This is a genomic window from Pseudomonas sp. (assembly GCF_049590575.1).
Classification (GTDB): Bacteria; Pseudomonadota; Gammaproteobacteria; order Pseudomonadales; family Pseudomonadaceae; genus Aquipseudomonas.
The window spans coordinates 1-18,931 of the sequence record NZ_JBAWDE010000189.1; the positions used below are offsets into that span (position 1 = coordinate 1).

Annotated in this window: 13 protein-coding genes and 2 pseudogenes; 6 read left to right on the forward strand and 9 right to left on the reverse strand. The window is 61.1% G+C overall.

The features are described from left to right. The 5 genes and pseudogenes from WBR57_RS13040 to codA form a co-directional block, all read left to right on the forward strand. Positions 1 to 527, forward strand: a pseudogene (locus WBR57_RS13040) (patatin-like phospholipase family protein); the annotation flags it as partial. Between the two features lie 75 nt (positions 528 to 602). Further along, positions 603 to 959, forward strand: a complete 357-nt coding sequence (gene queD, locus WBR57_RS13045; RefSeq protein ID WP_017736453.1) for a 6-carboxytetrahydropterin synthase QueD — start codon at positions 603 to 605, stop codon at positions 957 to 959. A gap of 293 nt (positions 960 to 1,252) precedes the next feature. Then, complete coding sequence (gene codB / locus WBR57_RS13050) at positions 1,253 to 2,521, forward strand: cytosine permease (protein WP_424084161.1); 1,269 nt, start codon at positions 1,253 to 1,255, stop codon at positions 2,519 to 2,521. Continuing rightward, entirely contained in the window at positions 2,518 to 3,723 is a 1,206-nt protein-coding gene (locus tag WBR57_RS13055; RefSeq protein WP_424084162.1) for a PucR family transcriptional regulator, read from the forward strand. Before codB ends, WBR57_RS13055 begins: the two co-directional genes overlap by 4 nt. Before the next feature lie 27 nt (positions 3,724 to 3,750). Continuing rightward, the gene (gene codA, locus WBR57_RS13060; RefSeq protein ID WP_424084163.1) at positions 3,751 to 4,986 is read left to right on the forward strand and encodes a cytosine deaminase; all 1,236 of its coding nucleotides are present in this window, start codon (positions 3,751 to 3,753) and stop codon (positions 4,984 to 4,986) included. A 9-nt stretch (positions 4,987 to 4,995) separates the two neighbouring features. On the opposite strand, the gene WBR57_RS13065 is transcribed toward codA, so the two are convergent. The 5 genes from WBR57_RS13065 to WBR57_RS13085 all read right to left on the reverse strand — a co-directional run bounded on the left by WBR57_RS13065 (position 4,996) and on the right by WBR57_RS13085 (position 12,059). After that, positions 4,996 to 7,146 (reverse strand): lipase family protein, encoded by a 2,151-nt coding sequence (locus WBR57_RS13065; RefSeq protein WP_424084164.1) that lies wholly within the window; start codon positions 7,144 to 7,146, stop codon positions 4,996 to 4,998. After that, positions 7,109 to 7,924, reverse strand: a complete 816-nt coding sequence (locus WBR57_RS13070) for a hypothetical protein (RefSeq protein WP_424084165.1) — start codon at positions 7,922 to 7,924, stop codon at positions 7,109 to 7,111. Before WBR57_RS13070 ends, WBR57_RS13065 begins: the two co-directional genes overlap by 38 nt. Beyond that, a complete protein-coding gene (locus WBR57_RS13075) occupies positions 7,921 to 8,754 on the reverse strand; it encodes a DUF4123 domain-containing protein (protein WP_424084166.1) in 834 nt (277 codons plus the stop codon). The genes WBR57_RS13070 and WBR57_RS13075 overlap by 4 nt, the downstream gene beginning before the upstream one ends. Continuing rightward, a complete protein-coding gene (tssI, locus tag WBR57_RS13080) occupies positions 8,754 to 10,772 on the reverse strand; it encodes a type VI secretion system tip protein TssI/VgrG (protein ID WP_424084167.1) in 2,019 nt (672 codons plus the stop codon). The genes WBR57_RS13075 and tssI overlap by 1 nt, the downstream gene beginning before the upstream one ends. Before the next feature lie 300 nt (positions 10,773 to 11,072). Next, positions 11,073 to 12,059 (reverse strand): diaminopimelate epimerase, encoded by a 987-nt coding sequence (locus WBR57_RS13085; protein WP_424084168.1) that lies wholly within the window; start codon positions 12,057 to 12,059, stop codon positions 11,073 to 11,075. A 189-nt stretch (positions 12,060 to 12,248) separates the two neighbouring features. Here WBR57_RS13085 and WBR57_RS13090 point away from each other — a divergent pair, with 189 nt between their 5' ends. After that, positions 12,249 to 13,400, forward strand: a complete 1,152-nt coding sequence (locus WBR57_RS13090; protein ID WP_424084169.1) for an MFS transporter — start codon at positions 12,249 to 12,251, stop codon at positions 13,398 to 13,400. Between the two features lie 9 nt (positions 13,401 to 13,409). Here WBR57_RS13090 and WBR57_RS13095 read toward each other — a convergent pair whose 3' ends face one another. From WBR57_RS13095 to WBR57_RS13110, 4 genes and pseudogenes are all read right to left on the reverse strand, one after another. Next, complete coding sequence (locus WBR57_RS13095; RefSeq protein ID WP_424084170.1) at positions 13,410 to 14,315, reverse strand: type III secretion protein; 906 nt, start codon at positions 14,313 to 14,315, stop codon at positions 13,410 to 13,412. A gap of 635 nt (positions 14,316 to 14,950) precedes the next feature. Further along, a complete protein-coding gene (locus WBR57_RS13100) occupies positions 14,951 to 15,901 on the reverse strand; it encodes a hypothetical protein (RefSeq protein ID WP_424084171.1) in 951 nt (316 codons plus the stop codon). Positions 15,902 to 16,098: 197 nt separating this feature from the next. After that, positions 16,099 to 18,504, reverse strand: coding sequence for a TonB-dependent siderophore receptor (locus WBR57_RS13105; RefSeq protein ID WP_424084172.1), 2,406 nt, complete (start codon positions 18,502 to 18,504; stop codon positions 16,099 to 16,101). A gap of 98 nt (positions 18,505 to 18,602) precedes the next feature. Continuing rightward, positions 18,603 to 18,931 (reverse strand): annotated as a pseudogene (locus WBR57_RS13110) (peptide ABC transporter substrate-binding protein); the annotation flags it as partial.

Consider the following 18,931-nt stretch of genomic DNA (forward strand, 5'->3'; position numbering starts at 1 on the left):
TTCATGACCCGCGCCAGGCGCCGCCGGTGCATGCGCTGAAGGATTTCCCGTCGCGCTTTCTCGACCTGCAACTCGGCAACCTGCGCCAGGCGCTGCTGGCCTCGGGCTCGATCCCGATGGTGATGCAAGGCGTACGCGACCTGCCCGGCGCGGGCGCCGGCACCTACCGCGACGGTGGGCTGCTGGACTACCACCTGGACCTGCCCTATCACGGCGACGACATCGTGCTGTACCCGCACTTCACCGACCGGGTCATCCCCGGCTGGTTCGACAAGGGCCTGCCGTGGCGGCGCAGCAGTCAACAAGGCTTGCAGGATGTGTTGCTGCTGGCGCCGTCCAGGGAATACCTGGCGCGCCTGCCCCACGGCAAGCTGCCGGATCGCAGCGACTTCAAGCGCTTCATGGGCGACGATTCGAGTCGCAACACGTACTGGCAGACCGCGATGAGCGAGAGTCGGCGCCTGGGCGATGAGTTCCTGCAACTGGCGGACAATGGCGGGCTGGGCGAGCGCTTGCTGGCTCTGTGACCCAGCGGTATGCGCGGCGAGGGATCAAGCTGTTAAACTCGCCGCCTGCCGAATACTGACCGAGCTGAAAATACTGTGGAAATCTTCAAGGAATTTACATTCGAATCCGCCCACCGCCTGCCCCACGTACCGGACGGCCACAAATGCGGGCGCCTGCATGGGCATTCGTTCAAGGTGGCGATCCACCTGAGCGGCGACCTGGATCCGCACACCGGCTGGATTCGCGACTTTTCTGAGATCAAGGCGATTTTCAAGCCGCTCTATGAACGCCTCGATCACAACTACCTCAATGACATCCCAGGCCTGGAAAACCCCACCAGCGAAGTGCTGGCCAAGTGGATCTGGACTGAGCTCAAACCCCTGTTGCCGGAACTCAGTGCGATCCGCATCCACGAAACCTGCACCAGCGGCTGCATCTATCGCGGCGAGTAAGCCCGCGCTGGGAAAAAACCACCTTTACGGTGGTTTTTTTGTGCCCGGTATTACCGGTCTGAATGCGTAAAAACCTTGGACTCTCTCCGAGGCCTCCACTGATCCAATGTGTATCACCGCTGCACCGCTTTCGGGCCCGACTGGGCACCGCGAACACTCCCGCCCGCGTTTCTCTCCTGCTTGGCCGCAAATACTGTGCACGCTGCACAGTGCCGACCGTGCGCCAGTCACTGCTGCCGATTTGGCACGCGCGGTGCAACAGGCCAGCGTCACTCATTCAGGGAGCAAGGCACATGACGCAGCAAGAACCGGGTAACGACTACCCCTTGAGCGAAGTCCCCATGCATGCGCGCAAAGGCCTGGCGTCCACCGCCATGGTGCTGCTGGGCTTCACCTTTTTTACCGCGACCATGTTTGCCGGCGGCAAGCTGGGCGTGGCGTTCAGCTTTACCGATATGCTCGGCGTGGTGGCCCTGGGTAACCTGTTGCTGGGTATCTACGCCGCCGGCCTGGGTTACATTGCCTTCAAGAGCGGGCTGAACTCGGTGCTGATGGGGCGCTTCTGCTTTGGTGAAGTGGGCAGCAAGCTCAGTGACTTGATCCTGGGCTTTACCCAGATCGGCTGGTACGCCTGGGGCACGGCGACGGCCGCCGTGGTGCTCGGCAAATATTTCGAACTGAGCCAGGGCAGCGTGCTGGCCTTGATGGTGCTGTTTGGCCTGGTGTTTTGTGCCACCGCCTACATTGGCTATCGCGGGCTGGAGATTCTTTCTTATATCGCAGTCCCGGCCATGGGCCTCCTGCTGTTTCTGTCGATGTGGGTGGCCACGGTGAAAGTCGGCGGGCTGGACGGGCTGCTGGCGGTAGTGCCGACCGGCGAGCTGGACTTGTCCACGGCGATCACCCTGGTGTTCGGCACCTTCGTCAGCGGCGCGACCCAGGCCACCAACTGGACGCGGTTTTCACGCTCGGCCAGGGTCGCGGTGCTGGCCAGCCTGATCGGGTTCTTCATCGGCAATGGCTTGATGGTGCTGATCGGGGCCTACGGCGCCATCGTCTATCAACAGCCTGACGTGGTGGAAGTATTGCTGCTGCAAGGTTTCGCCATGGCGGCGATGGCCATGTTGCTGCTCAACATCTGGAGCACCCAGGACAATACGATCTACAACTTCGCCGTGGCCGGTTGCAACCTGCTGCGCACCAAACGCCGCAAGACCGTAACCCTGGCGGGCGCCGTGATCGGAACCCTGCTGGCGCTGCTGGGCATGTACGACATGCTGGTGCCCTACCTGATTCTGCTCGGCACGGTGATCCCGCCGATTGGCGGGGTGATCATGGCGGACTTTTTCTACCGCTATCGCGGCCAGTACCCGCGCCTGGCGCAAGCAAGCCTGCCGGCCTTCAATTGGCCGGGGATGCTGGCGTATGCGGTGGGCACTGTGCTGGCATTCAACTCGCCATGGGTCGCGCCGCTGGTGGGGATCGTCGCCGCGTCGCTGACCTACATCGTGCTCACCGCCGTCCTGCGTGTACGCGCGCCTTTGGCTGACGCCCCGGTATGAGCCTGACCGTCGCCGAGGTACTGACCTTGCCGGGCCTCGAATCGATGTGCCTGCGCGCCGGTTCCGTGGCCCTGGACAACGTCGTGCGTTGGCCGTATGTGGCGGAAAACAGCGGAATCGCCGAATGGGTGCTGGGCGGTGAACTGGTGTTCGTCACCGGTATCAATCACCCACGGGACGCGGCCAACTTGCTGCGATTGCTGGACGAAGCCTGCCTGCGCCAGGTGGCCGGGTTGGTGATCCTGACCGGGCCGGCGTATATCCAGGCAATCCCCCAGCGTTTGCTCGACGCCGCCGAAGCCGCCGGCATGCCGCTGATCGAGCAGCCCTACTCACTGAAAATGGTGCTGGTGACCCAGGCAATCGGTTCGGCGCTGATCCAGTCCGAACAACTGGGCCGCTCGCGGCACGACGTGCTGGAACGCTTGCTGAGCGGCGACTACCAATCCCTGGACGTGCTGCTGCACCGCGCCGTGAAACTGGGCATGTCGCTGGCGGGGCATTGGCAGGTTGCGCAACTGCAAATGGAGGGCAGCGAGTTGCTGTTTGCCGAAGGCGACGCCGCACAGGTGGAAGCCCAACTGGCACGCCAACACGACGCTATCAGTCGGCGTTTGCGCCAGCTGTCGGCGGTGTTGCCGGTACTCGGTCGGGCCGGGCAATGGACGCTGCTGCTGCCGGCCACGGATGCCGTCGCGGCGTTGGCAAACCGCCAGCAACTGGCCGATTGGTTGAACCCGCTTAACTTGCGCCTGGCCCCACTTAAGTTGTTTATCGGGCTGAGCGCCGCTGCGCACCCACCCGCGCGCCTGGCCCATGCCCAGGATGAAGCACGTCAGGCATTGGCTGCCGCACGCCGGTTCAGCGAGCGCGCCGGGCTCTGCGTGTACGACGAACTGGGTGTGCTCAAGCTGCTCAGCGGCGTGCGTGATCGGGCGTTGCTCGACCAGTTTCTCAATGAGCGCCTGGGCCCGCTGCTGCGTCACGACCTGCATCATGGCCCAAGCCTGATGCCGACCCTGGAAGCCTGGTTTCACGAGAATGGTAACCTTGTGGCCGCTGCCCAGCGTCTGGCCGTACACCGCAACACCCTGACACACCGCGTCCAGCGCATCGAAGCCCTGTGCGGCCTGACGCTGGACAATGCTTATGACCGCCTGGACATCGGCATCGCCCTGATGATCTGGCGGCTGTCTGCCTGATTATTTTTAGCCAAGAGGAACTTGCCCATGCACATCATCAACGCCCGCCTGCGCAACCGTGAAGGCCTGCATGATCTGCACCTGGAAAATGGCCGGATCGCCAGCATCACCCCACAAACAACGGTGCCGGTACAGAGCGCCGACGACCTCGACGCCGCCGGCAACCTGGTCATACCGCCCTTTGTCGAACCGCATATTCACCTCGACGCCACCCTCACTGCCGGTGAGCCGCGCTGGAACATGAGCGGCACCCTGTTCGAAGGCATCGAATGCTGGGGCGAGCGCAAAGCCACCATCACTCAGGAAGACACCAAGACCCGCGCCAAGAAAACCATCCAGGCGCTCGCCGCCCATGGCATCCAGCACGTGCGCACCCACGTCGACGTCACCGACCCGGACCTCACGGCGCTCAAGGCGATGCTGGAAGTGCGCGAAGAAAGCACGCACCTGATCGACCTGCAGATCGTCGCCTTTCCCCAGGAAGGCATCGAGTCCTACCGCAATGGCCGTGAGCTGATGGAAGAAGCCATCCGCCTGGGCGCCGACGTGATCGGCGGCATCCCGCACTTTGAGTACACCCGCGACCAGGGCGTGAGCTCGGTCAAGTTCCTGATGGACCTGGCCGAACGCACCGGCTGCCTGGTGGATGTGCACTGCGACGAAACCGACGACCCGCACTCGCGCTTTCTCGAAGTGCTCGCCGAAGAAGCCCGCAGCCGCGACATGGGCGCGCGCGTCACCGCCAGCCACACCACGGCCATGGGCTCGTACGACAATGCCTACTGCGCCAAATTGTTCCGCCTGCTGGGGCACTCCGGCATCAGCTTCGTGTCCTGCCCCACCGAAAGCATTCACCTGCAAGGCCGCTTCGATAACTTCCCCAAACGCCGCGGCGTGACCCGCGTCAATGAACTGTTGGAAGCCGGCATGAACGTGTGCTTTGGCCAGGACTCCATCGTCGACCCCTGGTACCCCCTGGGTAACGGCAACATTCTGCGCGTACTGGAAGCCGGCCTGCACATCTGCCACATGCTCGGCTACCGCAACCTGCAAAGTGCCCTCGACCTGGTGACCGACAACAGCGCCAAGGCCATGGCCCTGGGCGACCGCTACGGCCTGGAGCCCGGTCGGCCGGCCAACCTGCTGATCCTGTCGGCAGACAGCGACTATGAGGTGGTCCGCAGCCAGGGCCTGCCGCTGTACTCGATCCGCAACGGCCAGGTGTTGATGAAGCGTCAACCGGCGCACGTGGAGTTTGTATAACGGCCTGGATCAGACGATCGAGTCGAGATCCAGCGGTTGCGCCCTTCCCCATTCGTTTTGCGTGGGCTCGGGGATGCTCGCCACTTGCGACAACTCACGGTTCTCACGGTGGCTGAACCACCGTTTGAGGCTGGGCTGCAAGTGCGCGCAATGCGCGTGGTTGCCATATACCTCGCGCGCTTGCAGACGGCGCCAGCGCAGGGTTTCCAAGCGCTCGCGACTGGTGTGCAGGCGGTCGATCTCGAGGTTCAACGGCTCGTGGTATTCATAGGTCCGGTCGTTGACCGGGCGCCGACGCGCGAGCTCAAGGCGCCTGGCCCGCAGTTGTTGGCGCATGGTTTCAAGCGCTTGGTCGAGCAATGCAAACTCGCGGGGGGTCACCAGTGTGCCGTCTCTGTCCAGGGTCTGCTGCCAGCGACGCAGCGTCGCCCAGGCGGCCGGAATGTAGCTGGCGGTCATGAAATGCTGGCTGGCCTGCAAAAGCTGCGTTAACAGGTTGTCGCGGTCAGGCATATCACCGTGGAGTTGCAACGCGCGATTACAGGCGGCCTCCTGGATAGACTCGCAGCCAGGTTTCCACAGCACCGAAGACTGCGTGCCGTCGGGAAGCATGATCGGCATGAAGTGTTGCTGCTCGCCGTGGTGCTGATACGGGTTGCCGCCAACACGTACCAGGCCGGCGGCGAACAGCAAGCTGGCAGGCCCGGGGGCGGCGAATAAGGTGACGGCACCTGGAACCCAGAGTTTGGCGGTGGTGTTCATCCACGGCGCCGGAACGCTGGGCACCGGGTCGTTATGGTTGACGATACGGTGGTGGACCAGCGCTGAGGCGCCTGCGGCGAACTCCGCGTCGGCGGCGCGGGGGGCGCCGTAGGTGTAGAGGAGGATGTTGTAGTTGAGGTCAGGAGCTCGACGTAACCCCTCTGCCAGCAGCAAGGCGATTGCACCGCCCAGGCTATGACCGCAAATGACGACGCGCTGGCCGTAGTGAAACTGATCCAGGTAGCGCAGCACGAAATCACGCATGGCCCGATAGGCCTGGTAAAACCCCTCGTGCGCCTTGCCAACACCCTCGACGAAAGCCACCTGATGGGCGTTGGCATCGCGCACCCCATCAGCAGCGCTGGCCGTACCGCGCACCGCAATCAGGATCACCTCGTCATGGTGGGTGATAAATGCCTGTGTGTCGGTACCGAACTCTTCGTCATTAAAAAAGTGCACATTCGCTGGGTGCTGTTGCTGGTCTCCCAACGACGGCTGATTTTGTGGGTATAACGCTGGATCGAAAGGCAGAATCTCGAAGCGTCGGGAATACGCAACCTCTTCGTAAACCGGATAGAAACGTTGCACTTGCTCTGGATCAACCTGCCAGGCTTCCTGATAACACGACAGCTTTTCTGCGAATAGATGACCGATGCTCGGCTCAAGAGGGAAACTGACTTCACTCTCAGGCTTCTTGGGAGGCACCTGTCCGAAATCGCAATAACTCAAGGTAGCCATCAATGCCAGCTGATAAAGATTCAAGGCGCAAAAGCTGTCTTCGGTGGAAAGCATGGGGCGTAGCGCTCGTAGAGGGCGCACTTCGAGAACGGTGTGGTTATTGGGGAACAGCACGACTCCCGTCAAAGTAGATTGCGGCGGTCCGAACCCCAATTCGGCCATCATTTTCAGTGCATGGCGTTTGGGCGGATACGCTCGGGGCGCTATCGGCGGTAAGTGAGCCACGTGGCGCACCAGGTCGCGTACTTCAGCTTGATAAAACCTGTCGGCTTTCTGCTGAGCAGGGTTACGTTCGCCACGACGACCGTCTGTCGTGGCAAACCGAGTCTGCTCGGCGCGAACTTGCAGCTCGGTGATAGGCAGTTTGTAGCTGCCCCGTATCATTAATTGCTGGTATGTCTGCTCTATCCCTGAATAAAGGTCGTCGAAAACAAGCACCACGGGGCCGCAATAAATATCCGACAACTTGGCGAATCCGTTTCCATTCAACCTTCCTTTGTACCGTTGTCCACTGCTGTCGTGAACAGTGTATGGCAGGCCACCATAGGCCGTTCCCACTCCTGACTCATCCACCAGGCCGAAGCTCACCCAATGTCCTCGCAATGGACAGGCAGGTTTACTGTCACTGAAAAAAGGTTGCTTCCGTGCGTCCAGCTTCATGAACTTGCTCCTTGTTGTTGCACGATGGATAGACATCGCAAATGCGGCCATCCGGCATTTTTATCGGCTTAAAGTCGGTTGTATTGCCGTTGCAGTGTCCGTACAGGTCTTCGTAGCTGGTCCCTCTACAACGTTTCCACCCGCCTGGAACGGCCACCCAGGTATCGTCGAAAGCAGGCTCTTCCTCATCGCTCACAGTCAGTACGACCCTCAGCGTTTTTCCCGCTAACTGGTCGCGTAGCAGAGGACTTGGCGAACGAAGCCCGCCCTCCGAAAAACGGCAGGCAAGAATCTTCCTGATCGCGTGCTGCGGCCCCGCGGTCCGAAACCACCACTGACATTTGCGGTGCAGCTCTTGAATCGCCGAGCCTGGCGCGCTGTCTCTATCAGCGTTCAATGTGTCAAGAATCGAGAAGGCTGCAAGATCTCCTCCTACGTCGGTAGATCGCTTGCCCCACTTTGCATAAATCCTGAAATCCACACTGCGTAACACCGACGGGCAACCTTCAATCTCCTCAGTCAGCGGCAGCTCGTAGCTCACTCGCTCGGCTACCGGTTTATAAGAAGCAATAAGGATCTTCCTCTCGGGTCTCTTGCCCCTTCTTCGCGGCAAAGTGCAGCTTTCCCCAGTTGCCGGGCTGTAGTTAGCGCCGGCGATGAAGCGAAATTCCGCCGGCAAATCCACCTCTAACGTCAAGCTATCGACCGGCTTCCCCACACACCCCGAAAGCCCCAGCATCCCCAGCGCCAACAACCCCACCCGCCTTCGCCTGCTCATTGGTTTGCTCCTTTCACGCGCCACTGCTCCACTACCCGATCAAAGTGGTCTCCTGGCGTTTCGCCCACCTTTGGCTGCCAGCGAATCACACTGCTGCGAGTGGCTTCTTCCAGCCGCCGCACGACCAGGAATTCCAATTGCTCCGGCCTGCGCCACTGCCAGACATGCGCCTGCTCAAGTACCTGGCTCAACCAGATGCTCGGCGCTTGGAATTCCACCAAGGCAGCCAGGTCCTCGCTGTGCTCGGCCAACAAGTAACGCAGGATGTTGGCGTGCAGGATGGCGCTGGCGTTTGGATTCGGCGTGCTCAGCCATGGGGCGGGATCGGGCACGGGATAGTCGCCGGGGGCGGGGTTGTCGGTACACTGCCAATGATCGTCATGCCAGTAGCAGACGCTGATCAATGGGCCGAGGAATTCCGGCCAGTGCGCCGGCGGCAAATGCTCCAGTACACGTGCCAGCGTGCGGTTGTCGTGGAAGCGGAACAGCGCCTGGTCGCCTTGGGCGCCCGTCAACAGCCGGTCGCGCCAGTGTCGCGTCGCACTCGTCAGGTCTTCGCTGGGCAAACTGGCCAGCCAACCCCAGTTGGTTTCTGGCCGGTGCAGAAGGTCGAGCAGTGCAGGCTCGCTCAGGAGTTCCAGCAACAACAGCACCGGGCCCGCCGCCGCCAATTCTGCCACTGCGGTCTGCGCATAGAGGCCGCGATACTGTGGCAAGTCGCGTGCCGCCAGCATCAGCGGGCGTACCTCGTCGCTGCCCTCAAGGATCAAGCACAACCGGCGTCCGGCCTGTTGCTGTCGGGCCATCCACTGGCCTGGCATGGTCAGCATCAAGCGACCCTCCCTTGAACATCACACAGGCCCTCACGGCAGCGTTCGCATACCGGGCAGAAATCAGCGCCGAGTTGCCTGGCCAGATGCATGATGGAACCTTGCGCCGCACTGACATTCGGCAAATGGGAATCAGCCAGGGAACTCGCCAATTGGGTTACCAGCGGTGAACCACCTAGGCTGATGGGGCGGCTGCTGAAAATCCCGCCCGCCTGGATGACCAGGTGCTCTCCTCCCGCCTTCAAACTCAGCTGTGTGCCTGCATCGATCACCAGGCTGGCGCCGGCCTTGAGGTGCAACTGCTGGCCTGCTTCAATCACCAGGATATGGCCAACGTGGGTCCGACTGTCGCCTTGCACATCGAGTTGATCGCTCGCCTTGAGTACCACTTTGCGATCACCGGTGATGTGGCGGTGCTCCTCGTTTTCCAGGTGAACCGTGCTTAACCCCCGGATGATCTCGCGTCGTTCACCTGCGACCTCGAGGCGGCTGTCATGACCCACCTGCTGCTCCAGGTCACGCTGAGCCCGCAGGTAGATAAGTTCTTCGCCACGGCGGTCTTCCAGGTGCAGTTCGTTGGAACCGCTGCCGCTCGGAGAGCTGCGGCTGCGCAGGACACTGCGGGTCTTGTACTGCGGCAAGGGATAGGTCGGCCGATGGGTTGCATTCGGCAGGCAGCCGTTGACCAGCGGCTGGTCCGGATCGCCTTCCAGGAACGTCACCAGCACTTCCATGCCGACCCGCGGAAGCAGGGTTGCGCCAAACCCATCACCGGCCCAACCGGATGCGACCCTGACCCAACAGCTGCTTTTATCATCATCCTTATCGAGCCGGTCCCAGTGAAAGCGTACCTTCACCCGACCATACGCATCACAGTGCACATCCTCACCGGCAGGCCCGGTCACGGTGGCGGTCTGGCTGCCGATAATGGTCGGCCTGGGATGTCTGAGCGGCGGCCGATACACCGCTCGCCAGGGTGTTGCGATGAAGCGATTGCGATACCCCTGGAATGCGCCGGGCGTTGGCGTAGCCTCCTCCAGCACCTGAGGCTGATACCCCTCGTGGCGTACCGACGTAATCAGCCACAAATCGTTGCAGGACGGGTCGGGGTGGTCGCGTAATTCAAGAAAATGCCCGCTGCACAACGCAGGCTGATCACTCTTGCCCAACGCCCGAAGTCGGTCGCCTTGATGACGTTCCAGACCTCGAGCCGCCAGGCGCTTGCCGCGTGCGTGGCCCGTGAACCCGGCGGGGTAGCGATAATCCTCAAGAGACTGCGCCGAAGCCACACCTGCGGTGTCGTGCAGGCGCAGTGAAGGCTGTTCAAAGTCATAGTCGCGCCGCGCCGTTTGCTGACTACGAATGCCCAGGCGCACGTCGAAACGCTGCACAGACGGTGTATCGGCTTGAGGCCCGCCGGCGCGACAGTAACGCTGCACGGGTAAACGGCGAAACACCGTCTGGTCATCACCAAACACCAGAAGATGGGAGTGCGGGCTGTGGCGGAAGTGGTAGTGAATACCCTCCTCTTCACACAAGCGCTGGATGAAGTGCAGGTCGCTCTCCGCATATTGCACGCAGAACGTGCGCGGCGGATAAACCACCGGGCCCAGTTCGAATGCATAGGCGTCGGCCAGGATGCCGTGGTGTTCGAGCACCGTGGCGATGATTTGCGGCACGCTGCGCTGCTGGAAAATCCGCTGGTCACATCGGTGAGCAAGGCAGGCCAGGCGCGGCGCCAGGGTCAGGTGATAGCGGGTCAGCCGTGGGCCGGAGTCACCTCGGCCGATGGCATACACCTGCCCATGCAACCCTTCGCCCGAGTCATTGAAGGCCAAATAGGCCGGCTGATGGAGCATTGTTTCAAGGTCAAGCGCGGGGTCTTCGCTGACCACCTGGACCTGGATGAAAAAGGGTTGATCAATGAGCTCGCTGCCTTTGAATGCCAGCACCTGGAAACCATTAGTCATGCCTTCAAGTGTAAGTTTGAAACGTGACGCAACCAACGCGTTAATCATCCGTTGTTACCCGCCATCAATTAGCACACCGAGTTACTTCCCCCTGTTAGACGTCGAATAAGATGCCGAGAGAAAGTGCCTTAACACTTTCAAGCTTAGCGATTACAACGACAAATCGGCCGTCAAAAAATAAAAAAGAAGTTTCGCACAACGGAGCTGGAAGTATCTTTTTTAAAACAGGAAATCAAACCAATTAGCCATTTCTTAGTTATAAGAAATACCCTACACAAATAGTTATCTGCATAACTTATTAATAAAGAAACGCCGGACACCGTTTTAGGGCATCAGGCGTTGAGAAAATCACCGTTGCAACTGGGCAGTCCCGAATAGGCTGACGCTGAGCAAGGTGTCGGCTTGAGCATGCAAGCGTATTGGCGCAGTGCCACCCGGCATCACCACCGCGACTTCTCCGCTCTCAACCCATCCCACACGCCATGCTGCACATGCCACCGCACTGGCGCTGGTTCCGGAAGACGCGGTAGGCCCCTCGCCCCGCTCGAACACCCGCGCGAGCACTCGGTTGCCGGGCAGGCGCGCGGCCCATTGCAAATTGACTCCGCTCACACAGGGCTGGCCGCGGCCAGTCGGGGGTGCGAAAGCAATCGACTTCAAGGGTTCGAACAACAAGGGCTGATGCATCTGCAGGTTGTTCGGTAACGCCGTAACCTGCCCGACCAACGTCACACAATGCGGGTTGCCCACCCGTACAAACTGGCTGTGCGCCCACTCTGGGTTGATCGCCGCCAGTTCGCCTAGGTGGTTTAGCTCAGTGCCGTCCAGCAACGACGGCTCGGCGCCTTGCGCACCTACGGCCAATGCCCCGAACTCGGGCAAACCCAGCGCCAGCCAGAACCCCGCTACCTGTTCATGGACTGCAGGCGTGATCCAAGTGGCAACCGGTGATGTCGCGTCCGGCTTGTCGTGATGCACCCGCAACTCACAGGCCTGCGTCATCAAGCCCTGGTCGGTCAGCGCCTGGGCGAAGATCGTCAAGCCATTGCCGCTGCGCTCGGCCAATGAGCCATCGGTATTGACGATCAGCAGGTCAAACGGCGGCTCGGCCTGGAACGGCCCGACCAGCAGGCCATCGCAACGGTGGGGTTTGGCATCGGCTGGGTGGGGTGTCGAGCCCCAGGCGCATTCGGAGGCTATGGCGTGTATCGCCCACGCTTCGCGCATGCGCGCCGCTTCGCAAGCGCTGTCGGGCACTTGAATGCCCCGCGCGCGTAAAAACGCCGGGCTGACCACCCCATAAATATTGCCCCTCGCATCGTAGAATTGAGTCATGACAGCAAGCGCCTGAGAATCTTCATCGGTGAATCCGTCTGGTTGCCTACGCACACGCTGAGCAGCGTATTACAGAACGCGGCAAGTGTGGCAGGCGATCCCAACGGAACCCGGCTCGCACCCCAAGGCCTGATATGCAAGGATGTCTCGCCGGACATCGTTCGTTGAACGCAAAACCAAGGATTTTTCATGACTGCCATCCCCACTTCTGCTCCCGTGGTTCCCGGGCGGCTGGAGCAAATGTCGACCCGTATCGCTTTTTTCATCGCCGGTTTCGGTATCGCCGCCTGGGCGCCGTTGGTGCCGTACGCCAAGGCGCGCGCCGAACTAAGTGAGGGCACCCTGGGCCTGTTGCTGCTGTGCCTGGGCGTGGGTTCGATCATCGCCATGCCCGCGGCGGGTGCGCTGGCCTCGCGCTATGGTTGCCGGCGCGTGCTCACCGCCGGGACGATCATGATCTGCCTGGCCCTGCCGCTGCTGGCCACGGTCAGTTCAATTCCCTTGCTGATAGCGAGCCTGTTCCTGTTTGGCGCCGGCCTGGGCACCGTGGACTCCACCGTCAACTTGCAGGCGGTGATCGTCGAACGGGCCAGCGGTAAAAATATGATGTCGGGTTTTCATGGGTTGTTCAGCCTGGGCGGGATTGTTGGTGCAGCGGGTGTTTCCGGATTGCTCGGGCTGGGCTTGTCGCCGCTGCAGGCGACCCTGGTGGTGATCGTCGTGACGCTGGCGGCATTGTTCAAGGCCAGGCCGCACCTGCTGCCTTATGGCAGCGAAAGCTCGGGGCCAGCCTTCGCGATCCCCCATGGTGTGGTGCTGTTTATCGGGTGCCTGTGTTTTGTCGTGTTTCTGGCCGAAGGCGCGGTGCTTGACTGGAGCGCGGTATTCCTCAGCGCCGAGCGTGGCCTGGACGAAGCCTACGCGGGCCTGGGTTACGCAGCGTTTGCCCTGACCATGACCGCCGGGCGCTTGACCGGTGACGCCATCGTACGGCGCCTGGGCGCTACCCGCGTTATCGTGATTGGCGGTGCGCTGGCCACCGTCGGTATGTTGCTGGCGACCTGGTTTCCGGCGTGGGAAACCGCACTGCTGGGCTATGCGCTGGTGGGCGCCGGGTGTTCGAATATCGTGCCGGTGCTGTACACCGCCGTCGGCAAGCAAACGGTCATGCCGGAACATATCGCTGTGCCGGCGATTACCACATTGGGTTACGCCGGCATTCTTGCCGGCCCTGCTGTGATTGGCTTTATTGCCCATGGCAGCAGCTTGAGTACCGCGTTTGTGCTGATCGCGTTGCTGCTGGCGGCGGTGTCCATCAGCGGCAAAATCCTCAAGGTGTGAGCCTGCGCGTCAGAGCGCTTTGCGAGCCTCGTCCTGCTCCAGCCAGCGATCGAGGCTCTTGTTGCTGAGCCAGCCTTCCTTGTGTTGCGGACCAAACAGTCGCGCGCCATTCGCGCGCTCCAGTGCAGCCAGCAAGCCCGGGCGCTCCAGAATGTTCTTGGCGGTATAGACGCAGAGTTCGCTGTACTTGTGCTTCGGCATGCCGGTAGAGGGTTCCAGCACGGGCGCGCCGTGTTGATCAACCTCATACGGGTCCTGCATGACCGCCTTCAGTGTGGCGATTGCAAGGTACTTATGCGGCTCGAAAAGAAACGTTCGGTCCTTGGTTTTATCCCTCAACTCTTCAAAACAGGGGTCTTGCAGTGCCTGAATCACCTTGGCATCGCCCTGGCCATGGAACGGGTCCTGGCTGAACAGACTTGGTGAGCTGTTGCCCTGCAACACTCGGGCGGCGGACGCCAGGCTGTCACGCGTGATGTCGCCGTCGCGGCTCAAGATTGCGTCAATCAGCTGCGGGCGCTGGAGAATTTCCCTGACCACCAGGATTGCGCGGTCCAATGGGTCGTTTTCACCGGTGCGCTCATTGGCGATCCGTTGCAATGACGAACACGTCAGACGCCCATCGTTGAAGAAGGGATGCAACAGGCCAAAGGCCTTTTCCAGTGCGGTCGCCAACTGGCTGTCAAGTGACGTTGCGCCGGGCCGGGATGAGTGCATACGCGCAACGGGTGCGTTCTGCAACGTGCAGTGACGCAGCGACATGCTGCTGCGCAACAGCAGAGGCCTGCAAGGGCCGCGTTCCGGGGATGCAGGACGGGGCCCACTCCAGGCTTCAGGGGGCGCCGCCGGTGATTGCGCGGCGGGTACGTCCAGGGCCTGGGAGCGGCTGTGAGGGAGTGCACGCTCAATTGTCATGGGTTTCTCCAAATCCTCTCGAATACAGGCTTGCTGCGCGGTAGTCGCTATGACGACCAAAACCCTCGGATGGATTCCACTCAGGCAAGCCCCCCATGTGTGGTTGGATAACCCCGACAGTTCCGGGGTGACCCACCTCTACCCATGACAGCATGTAAAAAATGCCGCCACGCGCCAGCGTTCAACCTGAAGTCTGCCCGCGCCACCAAGTTGCCAGGCTGTTGATCAGTCCGGAGTGTTTCAGCGAGGTGCCGACAGGATGCTGCCCGTCGGCGAGCATGCCCCGGGAAAAGTCATCGGCGACGGGTGCCTGAAATTGCTGCTGCCTGGCGAAAGCCCTCATTCGCCGAGCCTTGGCTGCATGCTCCTGAGTTGGAGCGAGGGGGTCTTGCGAAGCTGCGCCCTGCTCTTTCGCCTCGGGGCGCTCTTCCTGGGGGGGGCGAAACATTTCACTGGAGCACGACTGGGGGGAATGAAACGAGGTTGAAGTCATTTGTTAGCCCTCACATGGGATCTGACAAAGCGCCCGGTTCGATCAACACCGGTGTGTAGGACCTGTGTGGCAGATGGGCGTAAGTAGTTCCTTAAGCAAGAGAGGAAAACGCCGCAATCGGGTTGCGGCGCCTGAATGTCGGTCAGCTCATCAGTTTGAGAAGTCCCGCTCGGCTGATGGAACCGTCATTGGAATCGCTCAGGGAATTGTCCATTGCACTCAACACCTCGCGGCGGCGAAGCACTTCCTGGGCCAGTTGAGTCACGTGATCCTGGGTCGGATTGCCCGACCATTGGCGCTTCTCGATTTCTTTCAACCGTGGAAAACTTAATGTTTCGCCATAAGCCCCGCCTCTCAACTCGGCAAAATGCTTGAGAGTTTCACCGGCCAAATCCTTGTCGGTAGTGAACTTGAAGGGGTTGCTGTCGTAGAGAACCGAGAACAGGTTGGTCAGGTTGAACATGCCATCCAGCGTGCCAGTGCTGCTGCGATCCAGGCTTTTCAGCAACTCCGGGCGACGTAGCAGCTCGTTCGCCAGGCGGATCTCGTGTTTAGTGTTGCGGCCGCCGCGCAGCGGTTCACTCGCGATCTCATAAATACGCTTGCTGGTAAACCCGCGCGTTTCAGGGTCCTGGAAGGCGGGGAAACTATCACGCAACTGCCCGAGTAATTCTTGGTTCGATTGCGATGTGTACCGCGAGTCCGGGTTACGTGGCGCAGGTGGGTATGGGTTGCCGATACTGGTATCGGGGCGTTGTGGCCGTTGCCCGCCAAACCATTGCCCCAAGATTTGGCTCACCTGCTGAAAAATCGTCTGCAGCGCAGCCCCTTGATTCGGGCCATGGAAGTGGTGATCTGCATGGGGGTGAGCGTTTGCAGGGAACTGCGGATTGCCGAACACCGGCCCAGTTTGAGAACCCTGGGAATGAAAGTTGACGTTACCACCGTACCCGCCGTAACCACCGTAACCGCCGAGGGTGGGTTGCGCCGTTGGCGCATGGCGGCTGGCTGGGGCCCCGGTGTTGGAAGGGGTAGGGTCATGGTCATGCCTAGGTGACGCATGCGCGGATGTATCGAACGACGATACCGACATAAGTTTCTCCATTACAGTGAGCACGATTTTCGGGCTGTTGCTCCGACGTAACGTCGAAGCCCATCAGCTGCCCCCTGTGTGGCCTGTATGTCGGAACCGGTTCCTGAATCGGTGAAGATGTAAGACATAGACGCGTAGGAAACCGGGAAAAAACCGCAGCTCCAGGCAGAGCTGCGATTTTTCCTAGTGACTACGAATTAGAAACCTACGCTGGCTTGTAGGAAAAATGTACGCGGCTCACCCAGGTACAACCCCGCATTGTTATCGCTGGAGCGGGTGTAATGCTGCTGGTCGAAGACGTTTTTCACGCCAACACCCAGTTTCAGATTCGACAATTGCTCGCCGAAGTCGTAACCACTGCGCACGTTGACCGAGACATACCCCGGGATATCGCCGAACTGTCCGTCCGCCGTGCCCTGGGTGACATAGGTGTTGGTGGTGCCCGGTGCGCGCTGGCCGGACTGGGCGTACACATCCAGGTTGTGGGTCCAGCGGTTGATGTCGTAGCGCAAGCCCACCGTCGCCACTTCGCGGGAGTACAGCGGCAGGTCACGGCCTTTGAACGGCACGTCACCCTCGGAGGTAGCTTTGGTATAGGTAAACCCGGCGTTGGCGGTCAGCCCGTCCAGACGCGGGTCCAGGTTCGACAGGTCGTAGTGCGCCGAGGCTTCGATACCCGTGTGCTTGGTGGCGCCGAGGTTGGTCCAGCCCACATCGTTACTGACGTATTGCAGTTCATCCGAGAAGTCGATGTAGAAGAACGTCAGCTCGCCGCCCCAGACGTTGTCGTTGTAGCGCGTACCGACCTCGTAGGTCTTGGCCTTTTCCGGGTTCAGGCCGTTGGCGGTCTGGTCGCCGGTGCCACCCTGGCCCAGCTGGAAATATTGCAGGCTGCCGAACGAAGTCTCGTAGTTGGCGAACACTTTCCAGGCATCGGACACGTGGTACATCACGCTCAGGGCCGGCAGCGGTTCGTTGTTGTGGATCTCACGGCGTTTTTCCAGGGTCCGGGGGCCGGTCAGCGGGATAACCGGGCGGTCGTGCCATTCGGTGCGGATGTCTTCAAAGCGGATGCCGGGGGTGAGGGTCCACTTGCCGATATCGATCTTGTTGTCGACATAGAAGGCATTGGCCTCAGTGCCACCGGTGCGGTCCTGATAGATATGGCCATCGCTGCGCCCCACCGGCGTCGGCACATTGTTGACCAGGCCCAGGCTGGTGGCCTGCTCGTGCATGCCTTCCTTGAGGTAGCGATAACCCAGGCTGACCTCCTGGGTGCTTGGGCCTAGGTCGAACACATGGGACACGCGCGGCTCGATGCCGAAGGTGTAGTAGGTGCGCGGGTAGGAGCCGATGGTTCGCTGGTCGCGGTTGGCGATGTTGCTGCCACGGAAGCTGTCGGAATAGTAAGTGAGAACTTCGGCCTGGGTGCGGTCGTCGATTTGGCGGATGTATTTGAAGGACACATCCTTGCGACGGCCGCTGAAGTTGTCCCAGTCGCGTACCGACTGGTAAGGGTTGGCGTCGAACTGCTGTTGAGTCAGGCCCCCGGGCATGTCGGCGCTGGCATCGTAGTAGTGGAAGTTCAGCGAGAAGTCATCTTGATCGGTCGGCGCCCAATGGGTCTTGAAGATCACGTCGTCGATGTCGTTGCCGTTGTTGCTGTTGCGGTACCCGTTGCCGTTGACCCCGGAATACAGCAATGCCGCGCCGATACCGTTGTCGGCAGTGCCGCCGATAAAGGCGTTGTCGATGTGCTTCCAGCCGCCATGGGCAGAGGTTTGCAAAGTACTGCCGACTTCGCCGGAGAATTTCTCGGGGATCGCCCGCGTCACGAAGTTGATCACGCCACCGACGTTTTGCGGTCCATAACGCACGGAACCGGCACCGCGCACCACGTCGATGCTGTCCAGGTTACCTGCGGAAATCGGCGCCATCGACAATTGCGGCTGGCCATACGGCGCGAACGCCGCCGGTACGCCGTCGATCAGCACGGTGGACCGCGGCGACAGGCGCGACGTCAGGCCCCGCACGCCGACGTTGAGGGAAATATCACTGCCACCGGTGCCGTTGGATTCCTGCACTTGTACGCCGGGCACGCGACGCAGCACATCACCGACGTTCATCGCGCCCTGCTCGACCATGGTTTCGCGGCGGATCACCGTGCGAGCGCCGGGGTGGTTCTGCACCACTTCAGCGTTGGCATCGCCCAGCCAGTCACCGACCACCTTGATGTCGGTGGCGCCCAGCTCCAGTGGCGAACCGGCTTCACCGGTGCCGCCGCTCAGCGGGCGCAGGGTCACTGAACCGGCGTCGATCTGGTAGTCCAGGCCACTGCCTTGCAGCAGCTGGCGCAGGGCTTGTTCGGGGGAAAGGTTGCCCTCCACCGCCGGGGCTTGCTTGCCCGCGACCAGGTCGGGGCTGAAAAACACTTGCAGGGAGGTTTGCTGGCCGAGCTGGCTCAACGCCGCGCCCAGGGGCTGGGCCTGGATGTGGATGCCCTGCGCCGCAAAGGCGGATGGCACTGCGGCACTGATGGCAAGTGCCAGGGCCAGTGGCGCCCAGCGGGAGATTTTATTGTTGTAGACGGCAAGTTTTTTCACGTCTGAACCTAGTCCTGTGATCGCAAAGGTAGGCGGCCGTTAATGCAAACCAGTCGCAGTTGCAGGAGAAGACGAAGAACTCGAAAAAAACCTGAATGTCAGCGTGAAATAATTTCCTGGCTGCCGTCCGGCAAGGTGCGCAAGGCCACCGGCAGGATATGCGGCAAGGCCTTGAGCAAGGCGTCGGTGTCGTTGGCTTTGAACACACTGGTCAGGCGCAGGTTGCCGACGGCCGGCGTGCCGACCCGCAGCGGTTGCTCGCGATAACGCGAGACTTCCCGGGCGACCTCGCCCAGCGTGGCGTTATTGAAGACCAGTTTGCCGGTACGCCAGGCGGTCAGCTCTTCGGTGCTCACCGCGTAGGCCGCCGCCACCTGCCCTGTGCTGTCGACGTGGGTGCCGCGCCCCGCCGTGAGCACCACCGCGT

What these genes read in the sequence shown, in the direction of transcription:
- codB (WP_424084161.1), top strand. Translation starts at nt 1,253, where the DNA reads ATGACGCAGCAAGAACCGGGTAACGACTACCCCTTGAGCGAAGTCCCC.
- WBR57_RS13055 (WP_424084162.1), top strand. Translation starts at nt 2,518, where the DNA reads ATGAGCCTGACCGTCGCCGAGGTACTGACCTTGCCGGGCCTCGAATCG.
- codA (WP_424084163.1), top strand. Translation starts at nt 3,751, where the DNA reads ATGCACATCATCAACGCCCGCCTGCGCAACCGTGAAGGCCTGCATGAT.
- WBR57_RS13065 (WP_424084164.1), bottom strand. Translation starts at nt 7,146, where the DNA reads ATGAAGCTGGACGCACGGAAGCAACCTTTTTTCAGTGACAGTAAACCT.
- WBR57_RS13070 (WP_424084165.1), bottom strand. Translation starts at nt 7,924, where the DNA reads ATGAGCAGGCGAAGGCGGGTGGGGTTGTTGGCGCTGGGGATGCTGGGG.
- WBR57_RS13075 (WP_424084166.1), bottom strand. Translation starts at nt 8,754, where the DNA reads ATGCTGACCATGCCAGGCCAGTGGATGGCCCGACAGCAACAGGCCGGA.
- tssI (WP_424084167.1), bottom strand. Translation starts at nt 10,772, where the DNA reads ATGATTAACGCGTTGGTTGCGTCACGTTTCAAACTTACACTTGAAGGC.
- WBR57_RS13085 (WP_424084168.1), bottom strand. Translation starts at nt 12,059, where the DNA reads ATGACTCAATTCTACGATGCGAGGGGCAATATTTATGGGGTGGTCAGC.
- WBR57_RS13090 (WP_424084169.1), top strand. Translation starts at nt 12,249, where the DNA reads ATGACTGCCATCCCCACTTCTGCTCCCGTGGTTCCCGGGCGGCTGGAG.
- WBR57_RS13095 (WP_424084170.1), bottom strand. Translation starts at nt 14,315, where the DNA reads ATGACAATTGAGCGTGCACTCCCTCACAGCCGCTCCCAGGCCCTGGAC.
- WBR57_RS13100 (WP_424084171.1), bottom strand. Translation starts at nt 15,901, where the DNA reads ATGTCGGTATCGTCGTTCGATACATCCGCGCATGCGTCACCTAGGCAT.